Here is a 26225-nt window from a genome sequence, read left to right on the forward strand (position 1 = left end):
ATTCTGTCAGCGCTGACGAACTATATTTTTGCTAAAATGATATTGAAGGTGTTCATAAACTTATTTTATCTTGACCCAAAATTATTATCTGATGACTAGATAAAATGAAGTCAAGACTAAATTCAAGGATTGCTATTCTGAGCAGGTGCTTTGCCTTTTGCTCTTACCATTTCGTCTTGCCAGCTTTGCTGGATTGCGATTTGAACTTCCGACTTTAGTCGGTTGCCACTGCGACTAGGTGCTTCAGCACCATAGCGAGCATGGACAGCGAAGCAACGAGGTTGCGGAGATAGTGAAATCGACAGCGTAGCAAAGCGGAGATAGTGTTGCTTTGCTAAAGTTTTAAACACATTTACTGACAGATTAATAGATTTTCTGTCAGTTTATATGATTGAATAATCGTCATTACAAAAGCTTTGTCAGTATGCTGACAAAGTTGTCAATGAAAAAAGTGGGGAAACAAATGAAAATTTTATTTGCCGCAAGTGAGTGTGCACCGTTTTTTAAAACGGGAGGACTTGGTGATGTATTAGGTGCTCTTCCAAAAGAGCTGGCCAAAAAGAATGAAACCTTGGCTGTTGCTGTCATTTTACCTTATTTTAAAAATGCGATGAAAGACGAGCATAAAGCGCTCCTAAAAGATGAATTTTACGATTTTGTAGATGTGGGGTGGCGTCGTGAATATGTTGGTGTTAAGAGTTTGATGAAAAATGGTGTAAAATATTATTTTCTTGATAATGAACACTATTTTGGACGTGAAGAGTTATATGGCTATGATGATGACGGAGAGCGTTACGCCTTCTTTGATTTAGCCGTTTGTCATTTGCTTGAAAAATTAGACTTTATTCCTGATTTCCTTCATGTTAACGACTGGCAAACTGCCATGATTCCATTTTTGCTTAAAGAAAAATACAATTGGCGGAATGCTTACAGAAATATCAAAACTGTACTTACGATTCACAATATTGAATTTCAAGGTGTAATGCAAGGAACAGCTTTGACAGAACTTTTTGGAATGGGAATGGAGCGTTATTTTGAAGGTGTTGTCCGTCATAATGATATGATGAATATGTTGAAAACGGGAATTCTTTATGCCGACCGTGTAAATACAGTATCACCAAGTTATGCACAAGAAATACAAACACCAGAATTTGGCTGTGGTCTTGAGTCTGTCTTGAACTTTGTCCAAGGAAAAGTGTCAGGCATCTTGAATGGCATTGATTATGATGTCTATGATCCAGAAAAAGACACTCAAATTGCTTATCATTTTAATGCAGAAGATTTATCAGGTAAGGCGAAAATGAAAGCCGCTCTTCAAGAGCGAGTGGGACTTCCAGTAAAAGCAAATGTACCATTGATTGGGATGGTGTCGCGCTTGACTAATCAAAAGGGATTTGACCTTGCACTCACAAAGCTAGAGGAGATTCTTCAAGGAGAGGTTCAAGTGGTATTGCTGGGACGGGTTACCCTGAGATTGAAGAGGGATTCCGATATTTTGCTTCGAAATATCCAGAAAAAATGTCTACAAATATTGCCTTTAATCTCCAGTTTGCTCAAGAGATATATGCAGGTTCAGATTTCTTCTTAATGCCTTCTGCGTTTGAGCCCTGCGGTCTTTCTCAAATGATTGCAATGAGATATGGTACTTTGCCTATTGTGCATGAGATTGGTGGATTGAAAGATACTGTAAAACCTTACAACCCACATGAAAAGACAGGTACAGGATTTGGCTTTATTCATTTTGATGGACAAGTTTTATTGGATACTGTCAATCGTGCGATTGCCCTTTATCATAAAGAACCAGATACAATGAAAAAAATAATTACAGCAGCAATGACAGAAGATTTTTCATGGGAAAGCAAATCTCAACAATATATCGAACTTTATCAATCAATTGATTGATAACTTGTGCGCAAGCGTTTGCATTTATTTGAGAAATTTGATAGAATTTTCATGTAACATTGAAAAATAAAATTGCTGAAAACAAATTTTAATAAAGAGGTGACATTTGAAACTTTCTAAAAAACAATTTAAGCAAGATTTTGAAGAAAGATTGACTTCAAAGTTTGCGACTGACATTACAAAAGCTGGAAGTCAGGAAAAGTACGCAGCGCTTGCATCTGTTGTAAAGCATTACTATACAAAGATTTGGGCAGATGATAACGAATATAAAGATGAAACGGGCAAGAAACAAGCTTATTATTTCTCTATCGAATTTTTACCAGGGAAAATGTTGAAATCAAACTTGCTCAATCTTGGTATTTTGAATACGGTGAGAGAAGCTCTTGCTGAACTTGGAATCAATCTTGATGAAGTTGCAGAATCAGAACCAGATATGGCGATTGGTAATGGAGGACTTGGACGATTAGCAAGTTGTTTCATGGATTCACTCGCATCTACAGGATTACCTGCTAATGGAAATGGAATTCGCTATCGTTATGGTCTTTTCAAACAAAAGATTATTGATGGTTATCAAGTAGAGCTGCCAGATTCATGGTTGAATAATGGGAATCCTTGGGAAGTTCGCAGAGCTGATAAAGCTGTTGAGGTAAGATTTGGTGGAGAAGTATGGCTTGAAGATGATGGTAAGGGAAATTTGTTGCCTCATTATAAAAATCAAGAGCGCGTGCTTGCTGTACCTTATGATACACCAATGGTTGGTTTTGAGAATACAACGGTTAACAATATGTGTTTGTGGCGTTCTGAAGTTCCGCAAGATTTGGACCCTAAATTTCAAAATCTGGAATATATGCGACAAACTTCAATGTTATCTGCTGAATTATATCCTGACGACTCGAATTATGATGGACGTCTGCTGCGCTTAAAACAGGAATATTTCTTTGTTTCAGCAGGCTTGCAAAGAATTATGCGCCATTATAAATCAACGCACAAAAAAGACGTACGCAATATTGCAGATTATATCGCAGTTCATATCAACGATACACATCCAGCACTTTGTGTGCCTGAATTCATGCGTATTTTGGTAGATGAATATGGAGTGGGTTGGAATCGTGCTTGGGATACTACAGTGAAGGTAATGTCTTATACCAATCACACGATTTTGTCTGAAGCATTGGAAAAATGGCCTGAAGATATGGTAAAACATCTTTTGCCACGTATTTATCAAATTATTGTGGAAATTGACCGTCGTCGTACGGCTGAGCTTCTTCCTAAAATCGGTGCCACTTTGGTTCATAATACACGTATTATCAGGGATGGACAAATTCACATGGCTCATCTCTCCATCATTGGTTCTCATTCGACAAATGGAGTGGCAAAACTCCACTCAGACTTGTTAAAAGATGTGGAATTGCATGATTTCTATGAAATTTACCCAGAACGTTTCAATAATAAAACAAACGGTATAGCAGACCGCCGTTGGATTCAGATTTCTAATGAGCGCTTGTCTGGTGTACTTGATGAAACAATCGGTACGTCTTGGCGTCATGATTTGAATGATTTGGTTAAACTTGAAGTTTACAAAGATGATGAATCAGTTTTGGAATGTTTGCAAGCGGCAAAATATGATGACAAGTTACGTTTGGCAGCTTTGATTAAGGAGCGCAATGGAATTGTTGTGAACCCTGATGCGATTTTTGATGTGCAAGTTAAACGACTTCACGCTTATAAGCGACAATTATTGAATGTTTTACATATTCTTAAATTATATTTTGATCTTAAAGATGAACCTGAGCTGGATGTTGTGCCACGTGTATTCATTTTTGGTGCAAAAGCTGCACCTGGATATCATTATGCAAAATCAATAATTAAGGCCATTAATGAGATTGCCAATATGATTAATAATGATAAAACGATTGCTGATAAGATTAAAGTTGTTTTTATGGAAAACTACAATGTTAGCCTTGCTGAGTTGATTATTCCTGCTGCAAATGTAGGGGAACAGATTTCTCTTGCTTCAAAAGAAGCCTCTGGAACATCAAATATGAAGTTCATGCTGAATGGGGCATTGACAATGGGGACATTGGATGGTGCAAATATTGAGATTTTTGAGGCTGCAGGTGAAGGAAATAACTTTGTGTTTGGATTGACCAAGGACGAGGTTTATGAATATTATCGCAATGGAAATTATAATGCGCGAGATATTTATGAACAAAATCCGATTGTTCATCGTATTTTGGATGCGTTCATTGATGGTACCATCCCAAATATCAGTATGGAAGGTCCTGAGATTTTTGACTCACTTACAACATACAATGATGAATATTTTGTTTTGCGTGACTTTAATGATTATGTTCGTGCCCAAAAGGAGCTTGAAACACTTTATCGTGATAAAAAAGCTTGGACTCAAGCAAGTCTGATGAACATTGCAAATGTTGGACGTTTCAGCTCTGACCGTACAGTAAAAGAATACGCAGATGACATCTGGCATATTAAAGCTAAAAAGTAAACTTATATTTTAGACTCGTTCATCTTTAATTTTCTTCAAAAGATTAAGAATAAGCAGTAGATACACCATATGATATTATCTTGCAATAGTTGAGAAAAATATTGCTTCATGTAGTGTATCAGGCACAAAAAAGATTTGTGTGAAATGGAAACTTTAACAATATTAAGATGATTGGCTCAAAATATACTTTATAAGTAGGTCTTGATTTCGTTGATATACCCGTTCCACCTTAAAATTCAATAATATGTTATATCATAGATGTCCGTTCGCTTTATCTCCGTTTTCACTAAGCCGCTAGGTAAAACAACGCGCATATCTATTGCTGCTTTAGCGACAAGGCGAAGTGTCAATCCATTGTTGGTTTTACCATGGATTAGATACAGCAGCTGAAGATTAGCGTATTTGTAGCGACTTTGAGCTATGAAGTTGGGGGATACTGCGTTGACGTATTTTATGAGAAATGAGTTATAATCATGGGAAAGCTCCTGTCAGAGTTTGACAGGGCTTTTCCTTAGTATTTTTATCAAAACAAGTGCGTGCTATCTCCGCCTTACGACTCCGCTGTCGATGCTCGCTATGCCACTAAAGTGGCTAGTCGCAATCGCAATACTCCGACCTCTTAGGTCGGAGATAAAGCAGCACTATCTCCGCTGCGCTACGCTGTCCATCCTCGCTACGGTGCAGAAGCACCTAGTCGGAATGGCAATCTTTGAATTTCGTTCGACTGCCATAGGGCGTTGGCGCTTTTAGCGCCTAGGCTTCTTGGACAAGGTGACCTCATATCGAAGATGTGAGGTTGTACCTTAAATTCAGTGGTGAGTCGAAACTCCCACTGAATAAGTCTTGACTTCATTTCTGTCAGCGCTGACAGAAGATTTGGTCAGCAAGTGATGTGCTTTGTAAGTTGGTAGGAAGTTTTTTCATTACGGACTATTGTGTTAAAATAAAAGTAAATTGTAGAAAAATAATTTAGCAAAAATGAAATGAGAATAAACAATGTATTATTTTAATTCTTGGAATGATGATTATAAACAGCCTTTTGGTGCAATCAAAGTTGGACAAATCATGAAAGTTAATTTCAAGACAGATAAGGCAGGAGTGCAGGTTAAATTTGTTATAAGACGCGATTTTGGAACGCGATATGAATTTGAGATGCAGTTACTTGAAGAAGGGCATTTTAGTATTGCTGTGCCTTTTGATGTGGGTAAGGGGCTTTATTTTTACTATTTTGAGATTGAGGAGCCATCTGACTGGGGAACAATTCGTCATTTTTATGGTTGTTCTGGTCTTGGTGGCGAAGGGGTGCTTTATTCTAATGAAAACGATGTAAAACCTTATCAGCTTACTGTTTTTGACAAAGAAGACCCAGCGCCCGCTTGGTATCGTGACGCGGTATTCTATCAGATTTTTCCTGATCGTTTTTATAACGGTAATGAAGAGGGGAAGATTAGTCATCCAAAACCTAACTCTTTTATCTATGGTTCAACTTCGGATACGCCTTTTTATGTTAAGGAAGAAAATGGAGACATTGCGCGCTGGGACTTCTTTGGTGGGAATATTCGTGGAATCATTAAGAAAATTCCGTATTTGAAAGAACTTGGTGTTAACGCGATTTATCTTAACCCTATTTTTTCAGGCACGAGCAATCATCGTTATGATACGAATGATTATCTTGAGATTGATACAATGCTTGGGGATGAAGCTGAGTTTAAGGAGTTGATTGATTTACTTCATGATGAGGGAATGCATTTGATTTTAGATGGTGTGTTTTCTCATGTGGGAAAAAATTCACGTTATTTCAATATTGCTGGAAATTATGGAGATGATGAAGGGGCAGCAAAAAATCCAGATTCTCCATATTTTAGCTGGTTTAAGTTTAATAATTATCCTTTCGATTATAAATCTTGGTGGGGAATCAAGGATTTGCCAGAGATTGATAAGGATAATGAGTCTTTCCGTGAGTTTATCTATGGTGAAAAAGATTCAGTATTGACGAAATGGAATCAACTGGGAATTGATGGCTGGCGGCTAGATGTCGCTGACGAACTACCAGATACGTTTATCAGGGGATTAGAAAAAATCTGAATCGTTATTCTGATATGGTTTTGATTGGCGAAGTTTGGGAAGACGCTTCTAATAAGATTTCTTATGGCGCAAGACGTGACTATATTCTTGGTGACAGTTTGCAAGGTTGTATGAACTATCCATTTCGTGATTTAATCATCAGTTTTTTAAATGGTCAAAGGACAGCGGCTGATACAGCTCATCATCTGATGAGTTTGCGTGAGAATTATCCAAAAGATATTTTTTATAATAATCTGAACAATCTTGGCACACATGATACAGAGCGGATTTTGACGATGGTAGGCGAGGAAAACAATGCGCTTGCGATTAGTATGATGTTCAGTTTGCCTGGAGTTCCTTGTATTTATTATGGTGATGAAGCTGCACTGACAGGCGGAAAAGACCCAGAAAATCGGAAATATTTTCCTTGGAATGATATTCCAGCCAACACTTACAGCGTTTATCAAACTTGGGCAAAAAAACGTTTGAATGAAAAGAGTCTGCGTCATGGTGAGTTTTCAAGCTTTTTCACTGATAAACTACTCGGAATTTTGCGTTATACTGAGTCAGAAGTTTTTATCTACATTATGAATCCAACGCTGGATGAAGTAACGGTCAATCCAGATGAAATCACATTTTTACAAGAGTTTGATTTTCTGTCAGTACTGACAGAATCATTGGCAGGTTTGGTTATTTCCAGAAAATCTTTTACTGATTTAAAAATAAAACGATAGACTTATATGAGTTATTAGTTAATCTTTAATTTTATGAAATAAAATTATTAGATAAACTGCAGATATACTGCCTTTTCCTCTTACCATTTCGTCTTGCCAGCTTTGCTGGCTTGCGATTTGAACTTCCGACTTTAGTCGGTTAGTGAAATCGACAGCGGAGCAAAGCGGAGATAGAACGAATGGATAGCGGAGCGAAGCGAAGATGTAAGCTTTGCTTACTGGCACGCCTGTCCATAGGACATTTGTCCGTTTGCTTAGGGGCTAAAGCTTCCAGAGCAAAAGGCATTGGCTGTAAGGTACTAAAGCGCCGATGAACATTTGTCTCCCATCTCTAAGTCACTAAAGTGACAAGAATAAAGGCAACGCCAAATGGCAATCAAACGGACAGCGTAGTGAGCAAAACGAACGTAGACCGTTCGCAGAACGGTGCACAAAGTGTGTACCTTGCGGCGAAAGAAATAGTTTACGTGAGATGCAAAAGTTGCGACTTTGCCTTTTGCTCTTGACTAAGCAAACAGACAGCGCGAGCAATGAAGTTGCGTAGACCCTTCGCAGAACGGCGTGGAAAACAACATAGCCGCGTATCAAACCATTTCGTCTTGTTGCTTCAGCAAATTGCGATTTGAACTTGCCACTTTATAGAATAGCCGTTTGCGCTAAAGCATCAACGGGGATGTGCGCGTTGTTTTTCACCTAGTGCTTAGTGAAAGCGACAAAGGAGGTAGAGCGAATGGATACTTGTAGTGCATAGACATCGGAGCAACTTTTAAACGTATGTTTAAAATCTGACAGGTGTTATTAGAAAAATGAATGTTTACTGACGGAAAAATTTTTTCTGTCAGTTCAAAGCATTCAAGTGAAGCAATGAATTGGCTAATAGTCACTGTTAGTAATCATTATTTTCCAGCATCAAAAGTTTGCGTTGTAGCAGGCTTTTTTGATTCCTTGATAATTCTGTCAGTTCAATGCCCCAAAGGAAGCAATGAGTCGGCGGATAAAAAACTTGTCAGTATACTGACAGAAAATTTTTGCTTGCTTATTGTCATTTTGTCCAAAAAACTATTCAACTTTGAAAGTTCCGTATTGTAGTAGTTTATCCCTTATTTTTCAAAAAATCTGTATAGATGAAATTGTTTGACAACTTGACAAGTTGTATAGAAAACTTTATAATGTACTTTATGGAAAACTTAAATAAAACAGAAAAAACATTTTTCGGGCAACCACGAGGATTGCTGACGCTTTTTCAGACAGAATTCTGGAGCGTTTTTCTTATTATGGCATGCGCGCCATTTTGGTTTATTATTTATATGCTTTGACGACCGCTGATAACGCTGGTCTGGGACTTCCTAAGACACAAGCAATGGCAATTGTCAGTATCTATGGTGCTTTAGTTTATCTTTCAACCATTATCGGTGGTTGGGTAGCCGACCGTTTGCTTGGAGCTTCACAAACGATTTTTATTGGTGGTATTTTAATTACATTGGGACACGTTGCTTTGGCAACACCGTTTGGTTTGACTTCACTTTTTGTGGCTTTATTTTTGATTATTCTAGGAACTGGGATGCTCAAACCAAATATTTCTAATATGGTAGGACATCTTTACTCTAAAGAAGACTCTAGACGTGATACTGGATTTAACATTTTTGTAGTCGGAATCAATATGGGGTCGTTGATTGCACCGCTTGTCGTCGGTACAGTGGGTCAAGGAATTAACTATCATCTTGGTTTCTCTCTTGCAGCTATTGGTATGATCGTCGCGCTCTTTGTTTACTGGTTCGGGCGAATGCGTCAATTTCCGGAGATTGGGCGTGAACCGTCAAATCCTATGGATGCAAAGGCAAAACGTAATTTTATCATTGGTCTAGTCGTTGTTATAGTTGTAGCTAGTATTGCATTTTTCATGTTATATCAAGTAAGTCCAAGTAACTTCATCAATAACTTTATTAATGTTTTATCTGCGGTCGGAATTATTGTTCCTATTGCTTATTTTGTAACAATGTTCAGTTCTAAAAAAGTAGAATCAGATGAACGTCGCAAATTGACTGCTTATATTCCGTTGTTCTTGTCTGCCATTGTTTTTTGGGCAATTGAAGAGCAAAGTTCAACAATTATTGCAGTTTGGGGAGAATCAAGAACAAATTTGAACCCTACGTGGTTTGGTGTGACTTTCCACATTGACCCTTCTTGGTATCAATTATTGAACCCACTTTTTATCGTACTCTTGACACCAATCTTTGTCCGTCTTTGGAATAAGCTAGGCGAACGTCAACCATCAACCATTGTAAAATTTGGTATTGGACTTTTACTGACAGGAGCTTCATATCTAGTTATGACACTTCCAGGGCTTCTGAACGGTACAGCAGGACGTGTGAGCGCACTTTGGTTAGTACTGATGTTTGCTATCCAAATGGCAGGTGAATTACTCGTGTCGCCAGTAGGTTTGTCTGTTTCTACGAAACTGGCACCCGTTGCTTTCCAGTCACAAATGATGGCAATGTGGTTCTTAGCTGACTCGACTTCGCAAGCGATTAATGCACAAATTGCACCTTTCTTCCGTGCTTCAACAGAAATAAGATTCTTTGGGATTGTGGGAGCAATTGGTATCGTAGTCGGAATTATCCTCCTCATCATTAAAAAACCAATTTTGAAATTGATGGGCGATGTCCGCTAAAAATAATTTTTGAAAAAGCTGTCAGTGCTGACAGTTTTTTTATTTACTTATCACGAAAATAACAAACATGGTGTTGTTTTTGCCAAATAAAATTGACAGTTCAATAATTTCTATCTGCGCTTACATAGTGTTAGAATGGAGTGTAACGTAATTTTAAATTAATTTCGCGGAGAATGTCTTATTTGACAGAATAATCTAATTTTTGAGGAGTAAAGCTTAACTATCACAAATGAAAATGAATTGCTCATTATGATATTGCAATCTTAAATCTTTCTCGTAATAGAGTTCTGTCAGTACTGACAGGCATCTCAGCAAGTAAAAATGGAGGTATTATGTTTACCATTGAAAATCTCGCGCGCTTTCAGTTCGCGATGACGACGGTTTTCCACTTTTTCTTTGTGCCTCTCTCAGTAGGGACAGTTTTCATGACAGCGCTTATGGAAACAATCTACGTCAAGACTGGCGATGAAAAATGGAAAAAACGGACAAAATTCTTTGGGTCAATCATGCTCCTGTCTTTCGCCGTTGGGGTTGTGACAGGGATTATCCAAGAATTCCAGTTCGGGATGAACTGGTCTGAATATTCTCGTTATGTTGGAGATATTTTTGGAGCACCACTTGCAGTTGAAGCACTTCTTGCCTTCTTTATGGAATCAACCTTCCTTGGAGTTTGGATGTTTGGCTGGGATAAGTTAGGCAAGAAATTGCACAATGCTACACTGTGGGTAACTTTTGTCGGAACTTTCCTTTCATCTCTGTGGATTCTTGCAGCGAACTCTTGGATGCAAAATCCAGTGGGTTATGCTGTAAGAGGTGGACGTGCAACGCTGATTAGTTTTAGTGCTTTGTTGACCAATCCTCAGACTATTTTAGAATTTGCCCATGTCACAACAGGATTTCTATTGACAGGTGGATTTATTACTGCGGGTATTGCTTGTTTCCAAATTCTTAAAAATAGAGAAGTGGATATGTTCAAGCCTGTACTGCGCTTGGGACTCCTTGTAGCTTTGATTGCATCAGTAGGTAATTTTGTTGCTGGTGACCAACAAATGATTGAGGTTAAAAATTCTCAACCGATGAAATTTGCTGCGGCAGAAGGAGTAATGACAACCACTGAAAACCCAGCAGAATGGGCAATGGTTGGATTTTATAATCAAGCAGATAAGGAAGAAATTTTTGGCATCCATGTCCCTTATATGCTATCAATATTGACTTATCATTCTCCATCAAGCAAGAACCCTCCAATTCAAGGTGTCCAAGAGCTTAACAAAAAATTGGCAGAAAAATATCCTGAAGCTGCCAAAGAGTTGCATGGTAACTTTGTTCCGCCAATCAATGCACTTTTCTGGACTTTCCGTATTATGGCTGGTATCTCAATGCTAATGATTCTGTTGTCAGCTTTGGGACTTTTCTGGACACGGAAGAAAAAACCATGGCTTTATGAAAATCGCCCTTGGTTGCACATCTATGGGTGGTTCCTCTATGCGCCATTTATCGCAATTACATCAGGTTGGCTAGTCACAGAGCTTGGTCGTTATCCTTGGACAGTCTATGGCTTGTTCACGATTCGTGATTCAGTATCTCCAAATGTTTCTGTTGGTTCATTGCTCTTTTCAAATATCGTATATTTCCTACTCTTCTGTTTCCTTGGAAGTGTAATGATTTACTTTACGGTTCAACGTATGAGAAAAGGAACAGAGGGTGCGGAAACAGCTTATGTTGAGTTAGACCCATTCAATAAAGAATCTTTTAGTAGGCAAGACACGCAAGATGAAGAGGAAACTTCAAAAGAAAATGAAGACAAGGAGGCTAATAAATAATGACAGGATTACAACTTTTCTGGTTTATCATTGTTGGTGTACTTTTTAGCGGATTTTTCTTCCTCGAAGGCTTCGACTATGGCGTAGGGATGAGCGCAATTACAATAGCAAAAGATAAACGTGAAATTGAACAAACAATTGGCTCTATTGGACCAGTTTGGGATTTGAATGAAGTATGGCTTTTGACAGCTGGTGGTGCAATGTTTGCGTCATTCCCCTATTGGTATGCTTCACTATTTTCAGGTTTCTATCTTATCTTATTTTTGATTTTGGTTGGCTTGATTTTCCGTGGTGTTACTTTTGAGTTCCGTCATCATTCACATTCTGAAAAAGGGAAAATGTTTTGGACGAAAACGCTTGGTGTAGCAAGTTTTGCTATTCCGTTCCTTTTCGGCTTGATGTTTACAAGTATGATTCAAGGCGTTCCGATGGATGCACATGGAAATGTATCTGCAACATTTACAACTTATGTCAATCCACTCTCGGTAGTTGGTGGTGTCGCTGTGCTTTTACTTGCTTGGCTTCATGGACTAAATTATCTTGCTTTGAAGACCGAAGGAGATTTACGTGTTCGTAGTGCTAAAGTAGCTAATATTTTGTACTTTGTACTTTATGCGGGTGAAGTCGTCTTTGCTATCTTGCTTGCCATTTTTACAGATTTCTTTGAAAAACATTTTGTTGGGACATTGGTACTCTTGGTAGCTATCGTTGCGCTAACAGTTGTTGCTCATTTGGCTGTACGTGCGAAAAAAGAAATGACAGCATTTATTGCTTCAGGTTTGACTTTTGTTGCCTTAGTTGCCTTGATTTTTCAAGGAATTTTCCCACGAGTGATGATTGCAACGAACCCTGCACATAGCATTTTGATTAAAAATGCAAGCTCAACAGGTTATACTTTAACAGCAATGACGATTGTGACTTTGTGTATCTTACCTTTTGTTCTTGTTTATATTGGTTGGACTTACTATGTCTTCAGAAAGAGAATCAAAAAATAACAAACTGAAAATTGATTTCGAAAGCCTGTCCCAAAGTCTTGCATTTTGGTGCTCGCGATTGAGCTTATTACTTTGCTTTTTGCTCTTGGGCTTTAGCTCCTAGCTCCGCATGACCATAGGACATTTGTCCTCTATCTCTAAGTCACTAAAGTGATAAGAATAGAGGCAATGCCAAATGGCAATCAAACGGACAGTGGAGCACAAAGTTGCGTAGACCGTTCGCAGTACGTAGTAATTTAGCGAAATCAATAGCATATCAAAGCGAGAGAGACTTCAGGGATAAGTGAGCTCATATCTTGAAGTGATTACTTCATTAGTGGGGGATTCTTTTCCCCCACTAATGTTAGTAGAACGAAAGCAGGGCTTAGTGCTGCTTATCCTGCCACCTTATAGAGGTGGGGGAATTAGCACGCACTTGCTAAGTTAAAATAACTGGTTAAGCCAGTTATTTTCATATCATGTTGTAAATTGTTATAATAATTTGATGATACTTTTTGTCAGTATACTGCGATTTTGACTGGTCACTTTATAGGATATCCGTTGGTCCTAAAGCAGCAACGGATATGCTAGTTGTTTCACCCAGTGGATTGCCACTGCGACTAGGTGCTTTGCCTTTTGCTCTTACCATTTCGTCTTGCCAGCTTTGCTGACTTAGAACGAATGGATAGCGGAGTGGAGCGAAGAGGCAAGCTTTGCTTGCTAGCTTCGCATGACCATTGGCTATAAGGCACTAAAGTGCCAACGCCAAATGGCAATCAAACGGACAGCGAAGCAACGAAGTTGCGGAGATAGTGAAATCGACAACGTAGCAAAGCGAAGATAGAGCGAATGCCTCTATCGTTGTCAGCTCTGCTGACTTACGAATAGAGGACAAATGTTCTACGGATACTTGTGGAGAATCAACATTCGGAGCGCTAGCGTAGATGACAGGAAAATCAGAGAAGTTATTTCACAAGAAGTATCAAAAAATGTAGATTTCAGGAGAAAAAAACTGTAAGTAAAAATATTTATTCTCTGACAGAATTTCTGTCAGTTCAATGTAATCAAGATGAGCATTGAACCAAGGGCTTCGGTTCTTGTCAGTAATAAAAAACTTCAGTAACTAGAATATGATTGATAAATCTCTTTTTAATTTGCCTGGAGTGCGTAAGATGCTCCCTGTTTTGGGAATTTTAGCAGTTGTACAGGCAACAGTAATTTGTGGTCAGGCATTATTTATGGCGGAAGCGATTACAAAACTTTGGCAAGGACAAAATTTTATGACGGCAGTCCCAATGATATTGGGATTTTTGGCCTGCTTTTTGAGCCGTGAATTCATTAATTTTGTTCGTTCAAAAGCGTTAGATGGTCTTGCTTATCGTTTGGCAACAAAGCTTCGCAGTGATATGTTGGAAAAATTTTTCCGTTTAGGCCCTTCAAGTGTGGCAGATTTGGGGTCAGGTTCAAGTGCGACAACGGTAATTACGGGGATTGATCAAGTTGAGAACTATATCAAGTTAGTGCTATCAAAAGTGCTAAACATGATGATTGTACCTATTCTAATTTTGATTCCTGTTTTATTTTTGGACTGGGAAAGTGGTCTGGTGCTTATCATCACATTTCCATTTGCCATTATTTTCATGATTTTGTTGGGTTATGCTGCACAAGGACGAGCAAACCGGCAATATAAAACTTTTCAATTTTTGTCCAACCATTTTCTTGATTCATTGCGTGGGATTTCCACTCTGAAGTATTTTGGGTTATCAAAAGAGTACGCTGGTTCAATTTACCGTACGTCAGAAGAATTTCGCCGTGAAACAATGGGAGCCTTGCGAATGGCGATGTTATCCACTTTTGCGCTTGATTTCTTCTCTAGCTTGTCGGTAGCAACAGTAGCACTTTTTCTTGGTTTGCGGCTTATGGATGGTCATATTTTGCTGTTCCCAGCTTTAGCAACTCTAATTATGGCACCAGAATATTTCTTGCCTTTACGTGATTTTGCAAGTGATTACCATGCCACACTCAACGGAAAAAATGCCCTCGAAGCAGTCAATCAAATGCTGTCAGTAGAAGAAGAAACGCTGTCAGTACTGACAGAACCAGTCAGATGGACGGATGATTCCAAACTTACTATTGCAGACTTGTCAAAAACTTATGAAACAGGACGAGGCGTAGAAAATGTATCATTCTCACTCTCAGGCTTTAAAAAAGTTGCCCTTGTTGGTAGCTCTGGTTCAGGAAAAACCACTTTGCTTTCTATGTTAGCGGGTTTTCTAGCACCGACATCAGGGAAAATTTTGCTCAATCAACAAGAATTGACAACACTTACTGACGGAAAATATCGTGAATCTGTTCAATTTATCCCGCAAAACACTTACATTTTCTCAGGAACTTTACGTGAAAATTTAGCATTTTATGAGCCGTCAGCAACTGACGAAGAAATATTTGCTGCGTCAGAACTTGCAGGATTGACAGAGCTTGTAAAATCAATAGGTCTTGATGGTAAAATTGGTTCAGGAGGGCGTACTATTTCAGGAGGTCAGGCACAACGTGTTGCATTGACAAGGGCATTCTTGAGCCAATCAAGAAATATTTTGCTCTTAGACGAGCCTACAGCTCATCTTGATATTGAAACTGAGTTGGAAATCAAGGCAAATATTTTACCACTGCTTGATCATAAACTCGTTTTCCTCGCAACACACCGCCTGCACTGGCTATCATCAATGGATTTGGTCATTGTTCTCAATGAAGGAAAAGTAGAAGGTATCGGCACTCACCAAGAACTTTCAAAAACTAATCCTTATTACCAAAAGTTACTGACAGAAATGCGCGGGAGCGATCTGCAAACAGTACCATCAGTACTGCGACTCGACTTGCGACTTCAGTCGCTTAGCGAGAGTGGACATTCGAGTACCAAAGGTACGGAGATGACAGAAAATCTGTCAGTAAAAAAAGAACCTGACAGCGCTGTCAGCTCACTGACAAAAGAAACGGAGAATGATACTGATGAAATTTAAAGACATTTTATTCAGAAATGATTGGATTTCTCCATTTCTAAAGAAATACCGTAGTGGCTTTATCTTAGCGATTTTTCTTGGTACAGTAACAGTATCTATGGCAGGACTATTGATGTTCACATCAGGTTATGTCATTTCAAAATCAGCCACAAAACCTGAAAATATTCTGATGATTTACGTTCCAGTACTATTTGTACGTATCTTCGGAATTGGACGGCCTGTTGTGCATTATGTTGAACGATTGACCTCACACAACTGGATTTTACGAATTACGAGCTTGTTGCGAAAGAAACTTTACCTCAGACTTGAAAAAACAGCGGTTAATCTCTCTGAGCGTTATCAACTTGGCGACTTACTTGGTATCTTAAACGAAGATATTGGTAATTTACAAGATTTATTCTTGCGGACACTTTTTCCTGTTTTGATTGCAGGAACTTTATCGGTTGCCTTAGTGATTGCGAGTGGTTTTTTCTCCATTCTTCTGGCATTGGGTCTTGCCTTATTCTTGGGAGTTTTAATCGTTGTTTTGCCTTATCTCTCATTCAAGTTTACGGTCAAGTTAGACGAAGAACTCAAACATTATCGCAATCAACTTTTCTCACATTTAACAGATGACATCTTAGGTCTGCAAGACTGGGTACTCTCAGGACGAAAAAAAGATTTCATGACCTCGTATTTAGAATCAGAATCTTCTGCACGTAAAATACAAGCAAAATTACTTGCCTTCGGTCGTAGACGAAATCTCGTGTTACAAGTCGTTTATAGCGCCTTGGTCATTTACCTTGTCTTTTGGTCATCAGGAAGTTTGAATACGGGCGATGCCCCCAATTATATTGCCGCTGTCAGTCTTGCCGCTTTTCCATTATTTGATGCTTTTTCCCCTCTATCTGATGCTATTGTGGAAACACAACGTTATGGCGACTCAGTTAAACGTCTCAATGAACTTCCAGATGCAGTAGAAGAAAAGAGAGATGCCGAAATTTTAAGCGTTAACTTATCTATCCAAAATATACAATTTGGCTTTGAAGAAAATCAAAAAATATTTGATCACTTTAGTCTTGAAGTTGAAAAAGGAGAACATATCGCTATTTTAGGACGTTCAGGTGTTGGTAAATCAACCCTTGCGAGCCTAGTCAGAGGTGATTTAGTTCCTCAAGCTGGGACGATTCGTTTCGGAGGGATTGAACCCCATAAAGCAAAAAATATTGAAGCTAAAATAGGTGTTATCAATCAATCCCCTTATCTTTTTGCGACCAGTTTGCGCTCCAATCTGACATTAGCAAAACTTGATGCTACTGATGAAGAAATTTGGGAAGCACTTGAACTTGTTGGACTTCGTAAAATGGTTGAAAGTCTACCTAAAGGTTTATTAGAACCAGTAGATGAAGCAGGAACACGATTTTCAGGAGGTGAGCGTCAACGTCTAGCATTAGCAAGAATTCTACTGTCAGACGTAGAAATGGTCATTCTTGATGAACCAACAGTATCTCTTGACCCGATTACAGAGAATCAACTGTTAAGTCTATTTTTTGAAAGACTCCGAGATAAATCTATCATTTTCATTACACACCATTTACTTGGAGTGCATCATATGGATAGAGTAGTTTTCCTTGAAAAAGGAAAGATAAAATTTGATGGTAAACCAGCAGTATTATTGGAATCCAACGAAACATTTAAACAACTTTATCAGTTGGATTTAGGAAATGAATAAAATGAAAAATCAGCCGAAGGGCTGATTTTTTAAATTTATTTAGTTTTATGGTTGACAAAACTAAATAAATGAATTATAATCTTTTTTGTTAGGTAAATAAATAATAAACTAACTAATTAAGAAATCCACTTTCTCTCTGATTAATACAAAATCAAAGATTACGATATTGAATTTACAAAAAGCAGACTAACTAGGTACTTCATCTTGAGGCTTTAGCAGATTGCGATTTGAACTTGCCACTTTATAGGATATCCATTTGCGCTAAAGCAGCAACGGATATGCTAGTTGTTTCACCCAATGGGTTGCCACTGCGACTAGGTGCTTTGCCTTTTGCTCTTACCATTTCGTCTTGCCAGCTTTGCTGGCTTAGAACGAATGGATAGCGGAGCGGAGCGAAGATGCAAGCTTTGCTTGCTAGCTTCGCATGACCATTGGCTATAAGGCACTAAAGTGCCAACGCCAAATGGCAATCAAACGGACAACGGAGCAACGAAGTTGCGGAGATAGTGAAATCGGAATCAGAGCAAAGCGGAGATAAAACGAATAGACGTCGTGCTATTTAAAGCTAGTCTAGTCAATACAATCTTTCAGAGCATTGGATTCATACTTCTAAAGGAGAGCAAATGATGATTAAAAGATTAATACAAAAATTCAAACTGCTCATCCGGCTTATCGAGAGACCCAACGAACTCTTGGCATTCGCCTTCGATGAACAGCTCACAACACTATAGTTAAACCATTGTAAAAAGTATCAACGGTTTATGGTGTTTCGCACTTGTTCTGGCACGAAAAGTGCACCAGAACATTCTAATTACAGAACAACTTATAATGACACAAAAATCTTAAAGGAGAATTTAATTATGTCTGAAAAAACAAATAACTTATTACACCTTTTCTCAAAACTTTTACGTAATCCCAATGTTTTATTTGCCTTGCGCGCAGATAAAATTTCTAATCAAATGAAAAATCGCGGCAATCGCAACGGTGCCCAAGGATTACTTGTCGAGCTATGGAATAAAGACGGTCTTACCAATGCTGAAATCGCTGAACTCCTTGATATAAAACCTTCAAGTGTGACTGCCCAAGTCAAACAACTTGAAGAAGCCCAAATGGTTGAGCGTCATCAAGATGAAAATGACAAACGTGTCAGTCGCGTTTTCCTAACTGATAAAGGCCGTGCAGTTAAAGAAGAACGTGCAGAGTTTCATGATGACTTATCAGAAAATATTTTTGGCAGTTTGACAGATGAAGAACAAGTTCAACTCTTAGACTTGATGGAAAAACTCGTTGCAAACAATAATCCAAAAGATGAAAAAGACTATCAAAGGATGGCACGGATGTTTGGCGACCCAATGATGGAAAATCTCCAAAACGCCCATGACCGTCATGTTTTCGGAAATCATATGCGTCGTGAAATGCAAAATTGGCAACGTGAAATGCAACGTCAAGGACGTGATATGAAACGCGCCAATAATGATATGCGCCGTGCAATGCGTGATTCAATGCCGTTTGGTGAAGACTGGAAAAATCTTGGCAGAATGATGAAAGATAGTTTCCGTAAAAACTTTGGCGGTAGTGACGATGCTGATTTCAATGAACACTGGGAAAACTTTTCAAATGAAATGAAAAACCGATTTGGCGATCGTGAAGGCTGGGATGGTCATGGTTTTGATGATGGTCATGGCTATGGAGGTCCAAGAGGCTACTTCGATCGCAAACGCGAAGATTTCCGTAGCCAGCCTGGTTTTGATAAAGATAAAGAACCAAAAGGACCAGAAAACTGGGATGATTTCTAATATTACCCACTTCTAAAACTTCCAACTAAAAGTAATTTTTACTAAGCTACTTATAATTATCTCTATTAAAAGGAAAAATTATGAAAACTCTTATCGCCTATGCAGGAAAAACAGGCAATACAGCGAAATGTGCGAGACAGCTCGCCATTCACTTAAATAATGTCACACTGGTAGACTTAAATGCAGAGCAAGTGAATCCAGCAGATTTTGAAGCAATTATCATTGCAAGTCCAGTTTATAGTCATAAATTTGAACCATCAGTGAAGAATTTCATCAAAACATATTTGAGCATTTTACAAGATAAACCATTCGCTGCCTTTGTTACAATGGTGGAGTATGATACTTTCAATAAAGTGATTACAAGAGAAATTCCAGAAGCTTTGCGTAATAAAGCAATTGCTATCGAAAATTTTGGTGGAGAAGTGAACAATCTATCTCCTTTTGGTTGGCACGATAAACTCATTGCCAAATCAATGGTCAAGCTAGAAAGTAAAAAGCATCCGATTGAATTTTTAGCTGATGCACCACAAAATTTTAATGAACAACTCAAAAAAGCAAGCTGGACATAATCAGCTGCTTTACACCTGTGGAGAAAAAATGTCAGAAGAAACCAAAGCGTTAACGTTAAACCCTCAACTTGAAGCCTTTCAAAATAATTTACTTAAAAAATATGATAAGGAAAATCAAAACATTCCCAAAGGGCAAATCCTTTTTGTCGGAAGTTCACTTATGGAGATTTTTCCAATTGAGCAGTGGCAAGCAGAAGGCAAAGTCAAATTTAGCAAGCACATCTACAATCGTGCTGTTCGAGCTACAACCACTCATTTTTTACTTGAACATATCAATACTCAGATTTTTGATCTTGCACCGAGTAAAATTTTTATCAATATCGGTACAAATGATATTGGATTTCAAGTTCCAGAAAACGAATTTCTCTCAAATTATGACAAAATTCTTCGCCAGATAAAAGAAAAGCTCCCTCTTTGTGAAGTTTATGTTATGCGCTACTATCCGATTAATAACGTAGCGTTTGGAAATGATATGGACGAGAAAACTCTATTTGAAACACGGAGTAATGAAGCGTTTCAAGATGCAAGCGATAAAATCGCAAAACTTGCTGGGAAGTACAATTTTCATTTTATTGATGCAAATGAAGATTTAGCTGACCAATCAGGTAATTTAAAAAAAGAACTGACCTTTGATGGCGCCCATATGCTGCCAAATGGCTATGAGATTGTCCTCAATAATCTCAAAAAATATTTGTGAAAGAAGAAGAAAATAATGGAACGTCCAGGAAGCGCGGCAACACGTCAACTTGAAAAAGGAAAAAAACGTGTCGATAAGACATCATTAAAAAATTTTATAAAATTAGTCCGTAATGCAAAACCAAGATATCTATTCTTTATTCTTGGTATTGCTGCTGGAATTGTCGGTACACTTATCCAGCTACAAGTGCCAAAAATGGTAACTCCACTCGTCAATAGCTTTTCAAAAGGGGTTGATGCAGGGCAAGTCGCTCTTGTGATTATTCTCTATATTTTAGCAGCATTAATGTCTGCTGGAGCAGCAATTGTACTGGGTATCTTCGGAGAATCAGTTGTGAAAAATCTTCGTACTCGTGTATGGGATAAAATGATTCATCTCCCTGTTAAATATTATGATGAAGTCAAAACAGGTGAGATGTCCTCACGACTCGCTAATGACACAACACAAGTAAAACAGCTTATCGCCAATAGTATTCCAAATGCTTTGACACAAATCTTGCTCTTAATTGGTTCAATTGTCTTTATGATTCAAATGCAATGGCGATTGACACTTGCAATGGTTATTGCTGTACCTGTGGTCATGATTGTAATGTTTCCCATTATGATGTTTGGACAAAAAATTGGTCATGCGAGACAAGATAGTTTGGCGGATTTTCAGGGGATTGCAAATGAAAGTTTGGCTGAAATCCGTTTAGTAAAAAGTTCAAATGCTGAAGGACAAGCGTCAAAGCGTGCAGAGAAAAATGTTAATGCACTTTATAAAGTAGGAGTACGAGAAGCAGTTTTTGATGGATTAATGTCACCAGTTATGATGTTGATGATGATGTTAATGATCTTTGGACTTCTTGCCTATGGAATATATCTTATCAGTACAGGGGTGATGTCACTTGGAGTGTTACTCGGCATGATGATGTATCTGATGAATCTGATTGGAGCCGTTCCTACAGTTGCCCAATTTTTTACTGAACTTGCAAAGGCTTCAGGTTCAACAGCTCGCCTAACAGAGATTCTTGCTGAAAATCAAGAAGTACTTCATCGTGGTAACGAAGTCAATTTAGAAGGTAAAACACTCAACTTTAACAATGTTAACTTCAGCTACGATGGTGAAGAAAAAATTCTAACAAATATTAGTTTTGAAGCAAAACCAAACACCATTGTTGCCTTTGCTGGTCCTTCTGGTGGAGGGAAATCAACCCTCTTTGCACTTCTTGAACGTTTTTATCAACCTACATCAGGAAAAATTGCTATTGCAGGTCAAGACATTTCTGATATTTCACTCTCAAGTTGGCGTAGCCAAATTGGTTTTGTATCACAAGATAGCGCCATTATGGCAGGAACTATCCGTGAAAACTTGACTTATGGTCTTGAGGGTGAATTTACAGATGAAGAACTTTGGAAAGTGCTAGAACTTGCCTTCGCGCGTGGTTTCGTTGAAGCTATGCCAGAGCAGCTTGATACTCAAGTTGGAGAGCGTGGTGTGAAAATTTCTGGTGGGCAACGTCAGAGGATTGCCATTGCGCGTGCTTTTCTTAGAAATCCTAAAATTTTGATGCTTGATGAAGCTACTGCAAGCTTGGACTCAGAATCTGAAGCAATGGTGCAACGTGCACTGGATAGTTTGATGAAAGGTCGTACAACACTCGTTATCGCCCATAGACTTTCAACGATTGTGGATGCAGACAATATCTACTTTATTGAAAAAGGAGAAGTGACAGGTTCAGGAAAACACTCCGAGCTTGTTGAAAGTCATCCGCTTTATGCAAAATATGTCTCTGAACAACTCACCGTTGGAGAATGAAACTAAAAAACATATGGAGATTCTCCATATGTTTTTTTATTTGAGATTAAAAAGAACGAGAAAACTTGTCAAAAAATAGGAAATAGGTTTACCAGCTTCTCTTTTTTTGTTAAAATAATAAGAATACGATAATAAAATTGGAGAACGATATGTCTTGGTTAATTCGAATGGTGAAAGGTGTGATAATTGCTTTAGGCTTTATTTTACCAGGAGTTTCTGGTGGGGTTTTAGCAGCAATATTGGGAATATATGAAAGGTTACTCTCATTTTTAGCTCATATTCGGCGCGATTTTATGAGAAATTTTCTTTTTTTTCTACCTGTTGGTATTGGAGGAATTCTTGGAATAGGGCTTCTGTCTGCACCATTAGAGTGGCTTTTGGTACATTATAAAGTCATTGTCCTCTGGACATTTGCAGGAGCAATCATAGGCTCTTTACCTGCTTTATGGAAGGAGTCTGAAAGCAAGGAAAAGCGAGATAAAGTGGACTGGACTTGGTTACTTGGAACTTTTGTTGTGAGTGGTGTTTTACTTTATGCTTTACCATATATTTTGGGCAATTTGCCCGCTAACTTTTTAACATTTATTTTGGCTGGTGTTTTGATTGCATTGGGTGTTTTAGTACCAGGACTTTCACCATCTAATTTGTTATTGATTTTAGGACTTTATACACCGATGTTGACTGGATTTAAATCTTTTGATTTGATGGTTTTTCTTCCGATTGCAATAGGAGGGATTCTGGCAATTTTGCTTCTCTCAAAGGGGATGGAACACTTATTAGAAATCGCACATTCTAGAGTTTATCATTTTATTATTGGGATTGTTGCTGCTTCAACGCTGCTTATTTTGATTCCAAATGTGAAAGTTGAAGAATCAATTTCGTACTTGGGAGCGACACCTGTGACATTCATATTTGTAATTATTGGTTCTATAGTCGGCGTTCTTCTTGGACTTTGGATGTCAGGATTGGAAGAAAAATATAAATAATAAAAAGCCTCTATCTGCAGATAGAGGTTTTTTTACTGTTATGATAAAGTTGATTTTTTATTCAGTAGCGAGTGCTTCTATGGTATTAAGTCTTGCGGCACGACCTGATGGGGCAAGACTTGCAACTAGTGCAATAACTACTGCAATAATCACTGTTGCGATGATATGATAAGGCGTGATAGCAACAATGTTTCCTCCAACAAGTGAGTGAAGGGCTGCATTAATCACTGATTGACCGATAAAGGCGAGGGCGATAGCGAGTATAGCAGAAGATAGACCGAGGATAAGACTTTCTGCTGTGAACAAGCGAGAAATATCTTTTTTACGTCCACCCATTGCACGAATGATCCCGATTTCTTTTGTACGTTCTGCAACTGACATATAGGTTATGACAACAATCATGAAGATTGAAACAACGAGTGAGATACCAGCGACAGAAGCAAGAACTGTAGTGACGATGCCTGTGATGTTGTTAATAGTATCAAGGATTGACCCTACACCATTTGTAGCAAAGACTTTTTTACCATCTGACTTGATGTTTTCGATGTCTTTTGTTACTTGCTTAACATTTTTACTGTTGTTAGCAGTGATGACAGCGAAGAATGGGTCAGTTGAGTAATTATTTGCTTCAAAGAGCGATTTCATTGTGTCACTGGACATTGCTGCACCCATACCAGGGACACTTTGCATAATTCCTGAGATTTTCAAGTTTTGTGTGACTTGTTTTGGTCCCGTGCTTGTTGTCAGTGTGAATGTTGCGTCAACTGTTTTGCCAATCATGGATTTCCAGTCTTTGTTTTCAAAGGCTTTTTGGTCAAGAGAACGAACATCGGATTCTTGAAGGACAATTTCATTTTTGCTTGGTTTTTTACCTGCATCTAGGCTGGATTCTTGGAAAAGTGCAGTCCAGCTTTGAATTTGAGAAATGTGTCCGCTATTTTCTCCGAGTTTTACAGTGGTTGGTGTTCCGATGACATACATGGATTGAATATCTTTAACGTTATCAATGGCTTTAAGTTGGCTCATGGTTGAGCTTGTTAGTTTGAAGTCATCTGCATTTTGTGCCATGTTTTGGTTGGCATTTGACCACGCTTCTTGATTATTTTTGGTTGTATTATTTGGTCCACGTTTAACGACCGCTACAACGTTTGGATTGGCGATAGAGGTGACTTGGTCGTTCATGTATTTTGTTCCACCATTTCCTAAACCGAGGAAGAAGATGACGGAGAAAAGACCGATAGCTGTCCCAATTGCGATGAGGAGGTTGATTTTCCATGCATTTGTAAAATGTTTAAAGGCGGTTTTAAATGTGTCTCCAAAAGAGAGCGCCTTTGAATTTACTCGGGTGTGAGGTTCGGCTGGATAGGGTGCTTTGAGTCGCTCATCTCCAGTAATCACACCATCTGCCAAATGAATAATACGTGTGCCATAGTCTGCAACTTCTTGCGAGTGAGTAACGACGATTACTGTTTTGCCAGATTGAGCGATATCACGAAGAATGGCGAGGACTTCTTTAGTATTTTGTGAATCAAGCGCACCTGTTGGTTCATCTGCAAGGATAATTTCAGGGTCAGAAGCAAGGGCACGAGCGATCGCTACACGTTGTTTTTGTCCGCCAGAGAGTTGAGCAGGTTTTTTCTTACGATGTTCGTATAGCCCAACTTGTTTGGTGAGTTCAATCGCACGCGCATGACGTTCTTTTTCTGATAAGGCGGTCATTTTGAGGCTGACAAGGATGTTGTCAAGAACGCTGAGATAGCTCACGAGGTTGAAAGATTGGAAGATAAAGCCAATGGTATCCCTACGATATGCGTCCATGTCTTTTTCTTTTTTGGTTTTTTGAGCAATGCCATCAACGAGCACGTCACCTTCGTATTTACGGTCAAGTCCACCGATGATGTTCATCAGAGTGGATTTACCTCCTCCAGATTCTCCGAGTAAGCTGACGAAATCACCACGTTCAAATTCGAGGTTGATTCCTTTCAGGACGGGAAACTCATCTTTTCCAAGAAAATAAGATTTCTTGATATTTTTTAGTTCCAAGACGGGCATAAATAATTTCTCTTTTCTAAATAGGTTGTTAAGGTGGATTGACTCGTCAACCCTGAAGTCAAGACTTATTCAGTGGGAGTTTCGTAAAACATTTGTCCATTTTCTCTAGCCGCTGAAGCGACTGATAAAAGGGCAACTCGCCACTGAATTTAGTCGGACGAAATTCAAAGCTTAGTGCTGCTTTATCTCCGACCTAAGAGGTCGGAGTATTAGCACGCACTTGCTTCAATAAAATTATACTACTTTTTAATTGTACCTTAAATTTCATAAATAAAAATAAGACCTAAGTCTTATTTTGAAAATTATTTTCAAGATTATCCGTTGAACAAAAAGTCTAAAATGTTCATGCCTGTACTGGTTTGAGCTTTGTAAAGTTCGGTGTAACCACACTGTGAACAGGAGATGGTAATGTATTTTTTGTTTTGGACGTTAAATAGTTTTGAAAAATCGCCACCTGTTGCTTGTAATTGGTCTTGTTCAAAGTTGTGATTGCCGCATTTGATGCAGACGTATTGTTGTTGATAGCCGTTCATGATTGTTCCTCCTTATACTCGTTTCATTTCATGGTCTTTTGTCGAAAGAGCATGCGATGAACTGCAGATATACTGCTTTGCGCTAGTGCAAGAAATGATTTGCGTTTCTTGACAACTTGACTTTTAAGTTGAATGTTTAACTTAGCAGCACTAAGCTCCGCTTTCGTTCTACTGCCCTAAGGTCTTAGCGCTTTAGCGCTTGCGATTTGAGCTTGTTGCTTTAGCAACTTAGCGAAATCGACAGCGGAGCAAAGCGAGATAGACTTCAGGGGCAAGACCACTTCGCCTTGCGACTTTAGTCGCTTGCGATTTGAACTTGCCACTTTAGTGGCTTAGTGAAATCGATAGCGTAGCAAAGTGGAGATAGAGCGAATGGATAACGAAGCTTCGCTACGG

12 protein-coding genes and 3 pseudogenes are annotated in these 26225 nt (G+C 38.6%); 13 read left to right on the top strand and 2 right to left on the bottom strand.

The features are described 5' to 3' along the window. The first annotated feature begins 463 nt into the window (after positions 1-463). The 13 genes and pseudogenes from glgA to FLP15_RS06335 all read left to right on the top strand — a co-directional run bounded on the left by glgA (position 464) and on the right by FLP15_RS06335 (position 23244). A pseudogene (gene glgA / locus FLP15_RS06275) lies at positions 464-1902 on the top strand (glycogen synthase GlgA). Positions 1903-2008: 106 nt separating this feature from the next. Next, complete coding sequence (locus FLP15_RS06280) at positions 2009-4408, top strand: glycogen/starch/alpha-glucan phosphorylase (protein WP_142766406.1); 2400 nt, start codon at positions 2009-2011, stop codon at positions 4406-4408. A gap of 996 nt (positions 4409-5404) precedes the next feature. Continuing rightward, positions 5405-7206 (top strand): annotated as a pseudogene (locus FLP15_RS13720) (glycoside hydrolase family 13 protein). 1178 nt (positions 7207-8384) lie between these two features. Then, positions 8385-9877, top strand: a pseudogene (locus FLP15_RS06290) (peptide MFS transporter). Positions 9878-10209: 332 nt separating this feature from the next. Further along, positions 10210-11697 (top strand): cytochrome ubiquinol oxidase subunit I, encoded by a 1488-nt coding sequence (locus tag FLP15_RS06295; RefSeq protein ID WP_142766407.1) that lies wholly within the window; start codon positions 10210-10212, stop codon positions 11695-11697. Beyond that, entirely contained in the window at positions 11697-12692 is a 996-nt protein-coding gene (cydB, locus tag FLP15_RS06300; RefSeq protein WP_142766408.1) for a cytochrome d ubiquinol oxidase subunit II, read from the top strand. The genes FLP15_RS06295 and cydB overlap by 1 nt, the downstream gene beginning before the upstream one ends. Before the next feature lie 1109 nt (positions 12693-13801). Continuing rightward, positions 13802-15688: a thiol reductant ABC exporter subunit CydD gene (gene cydD / locus FLP15_RS06305; RefSeq protein ID WP_142766409.1), complete on the top strand. Its 1887-nt coding sequence runs from the start codon at positions 13802-13804 to the stop codon at positions 15686-15688. Beyond that, positions 15678-17399, top strand: coding sequence for a thiol reductant ABC exporter subunit CydC (gene cydC, locus FLP15_RS06310; protein ID WP_142766410.1), 1722 nt, complete (start codon positions 15678-15680; stop codon positions 17397-17399). The genes cydD and cydC overlap by 11 nt, the downstream gene beginning before the upstream one ends. Before the next feature lie 860 nt (positions 17400-18259). Beyond that, positions 18260-19195, top strand: coding sequence for a MarR family winged helix-turn-helix transcriptional regulator (locus FLP15_RS06315; protein ID WP_142766411.1), 936 nt, complete (start codon positions 18260-18262; stop codon positions 19193-19195). 80 nt (positions 19196-19275) lie between these two features. Continuing rightward, positions 19276-19764, top strand: a complete 489-nt coding sequence (locus FLP15_RS06320) for a flavodoxin domain-containing protein (protein WP_142766412.1) — start codon at positions 19276-19278, stop codon at positions 19762-19764. A 28-nt stretch (positions 19765-19792) separates the two neighbouring features. Beyond that, the gene (locus tag FLP15_RS06325; RefSeq protein ID WP_142766413.1) at positions 19793-20461 is read left to right on the top strand and encodes an SGNH/GDSL hydrolase family protein; all 669 of its coding nucleotides are present in this window, start codon (positions 19793-19795) and stop codon (positions 20459-20461) included. Between the two features lie 15 nt (positions 20462-20476). Further along, the gene (locus FLP15_RS06330) at positions 20477-22258 is read left to right on the top strand and encodes an ABC transporter ATP-binding protein (RefSeq protein ID WP_142766414.1); all 1782 of its coding nucleotides are present in this window, start codon (positions 20477-20479) and stop codon (positions 22256-22258) included. A 149-nt stretch (positions 22259-22407) separates the two neighbouring features. Continuing rightward, entirely contained in the window at positions 22408-23244 is an 837-nt protein-coding gene (locus FLP15_RS06335) for a DUF368 domain-containing protein (RefSeq protein WP_142766415.1), read from the top strand. Positions 23245-23301: 57 nt separating this feature from the next. Here the strand turns inward: FLP15_RS06335 and FLP15_RS06340 are convergent, their stop codons facing one another. After that, positions 23302-25296, bottom strand: coding sequence for an ABC transporter ATP-binding protein/permease (locus tag FLP15_RS06340; RefSeq protein WP_142766416.1), 1995 nt, complete (start codon positions 25294-25296; stop codon positions 23302-23304). Positions 25297-25610: 314 nt separating this feature from the next. Further along, positions 25611-25829: a zinc ribbon domain-containing protein gene (locus FLP15_RS06345; protein ID WP_142766417.1), complete on the bottom strand. Its 219-nt coding sequence runs from the start codon at positions 25827-25829 to the stop codon at positions 25611-25613. Between the last annotated feature and the right edge of the window lie 396 nt (positions 25830-26225).

The organism is Lactococcus protaetiae (assembly GCF_006965445.1).
In the GTDB taxonomy this organism is placed as follows: domain Bacteria; phylum Bacillota; class Bacilli; order Lactobacillales; family Streptococcaceae; genus Lactococcus; species Lactococcus protaetiae.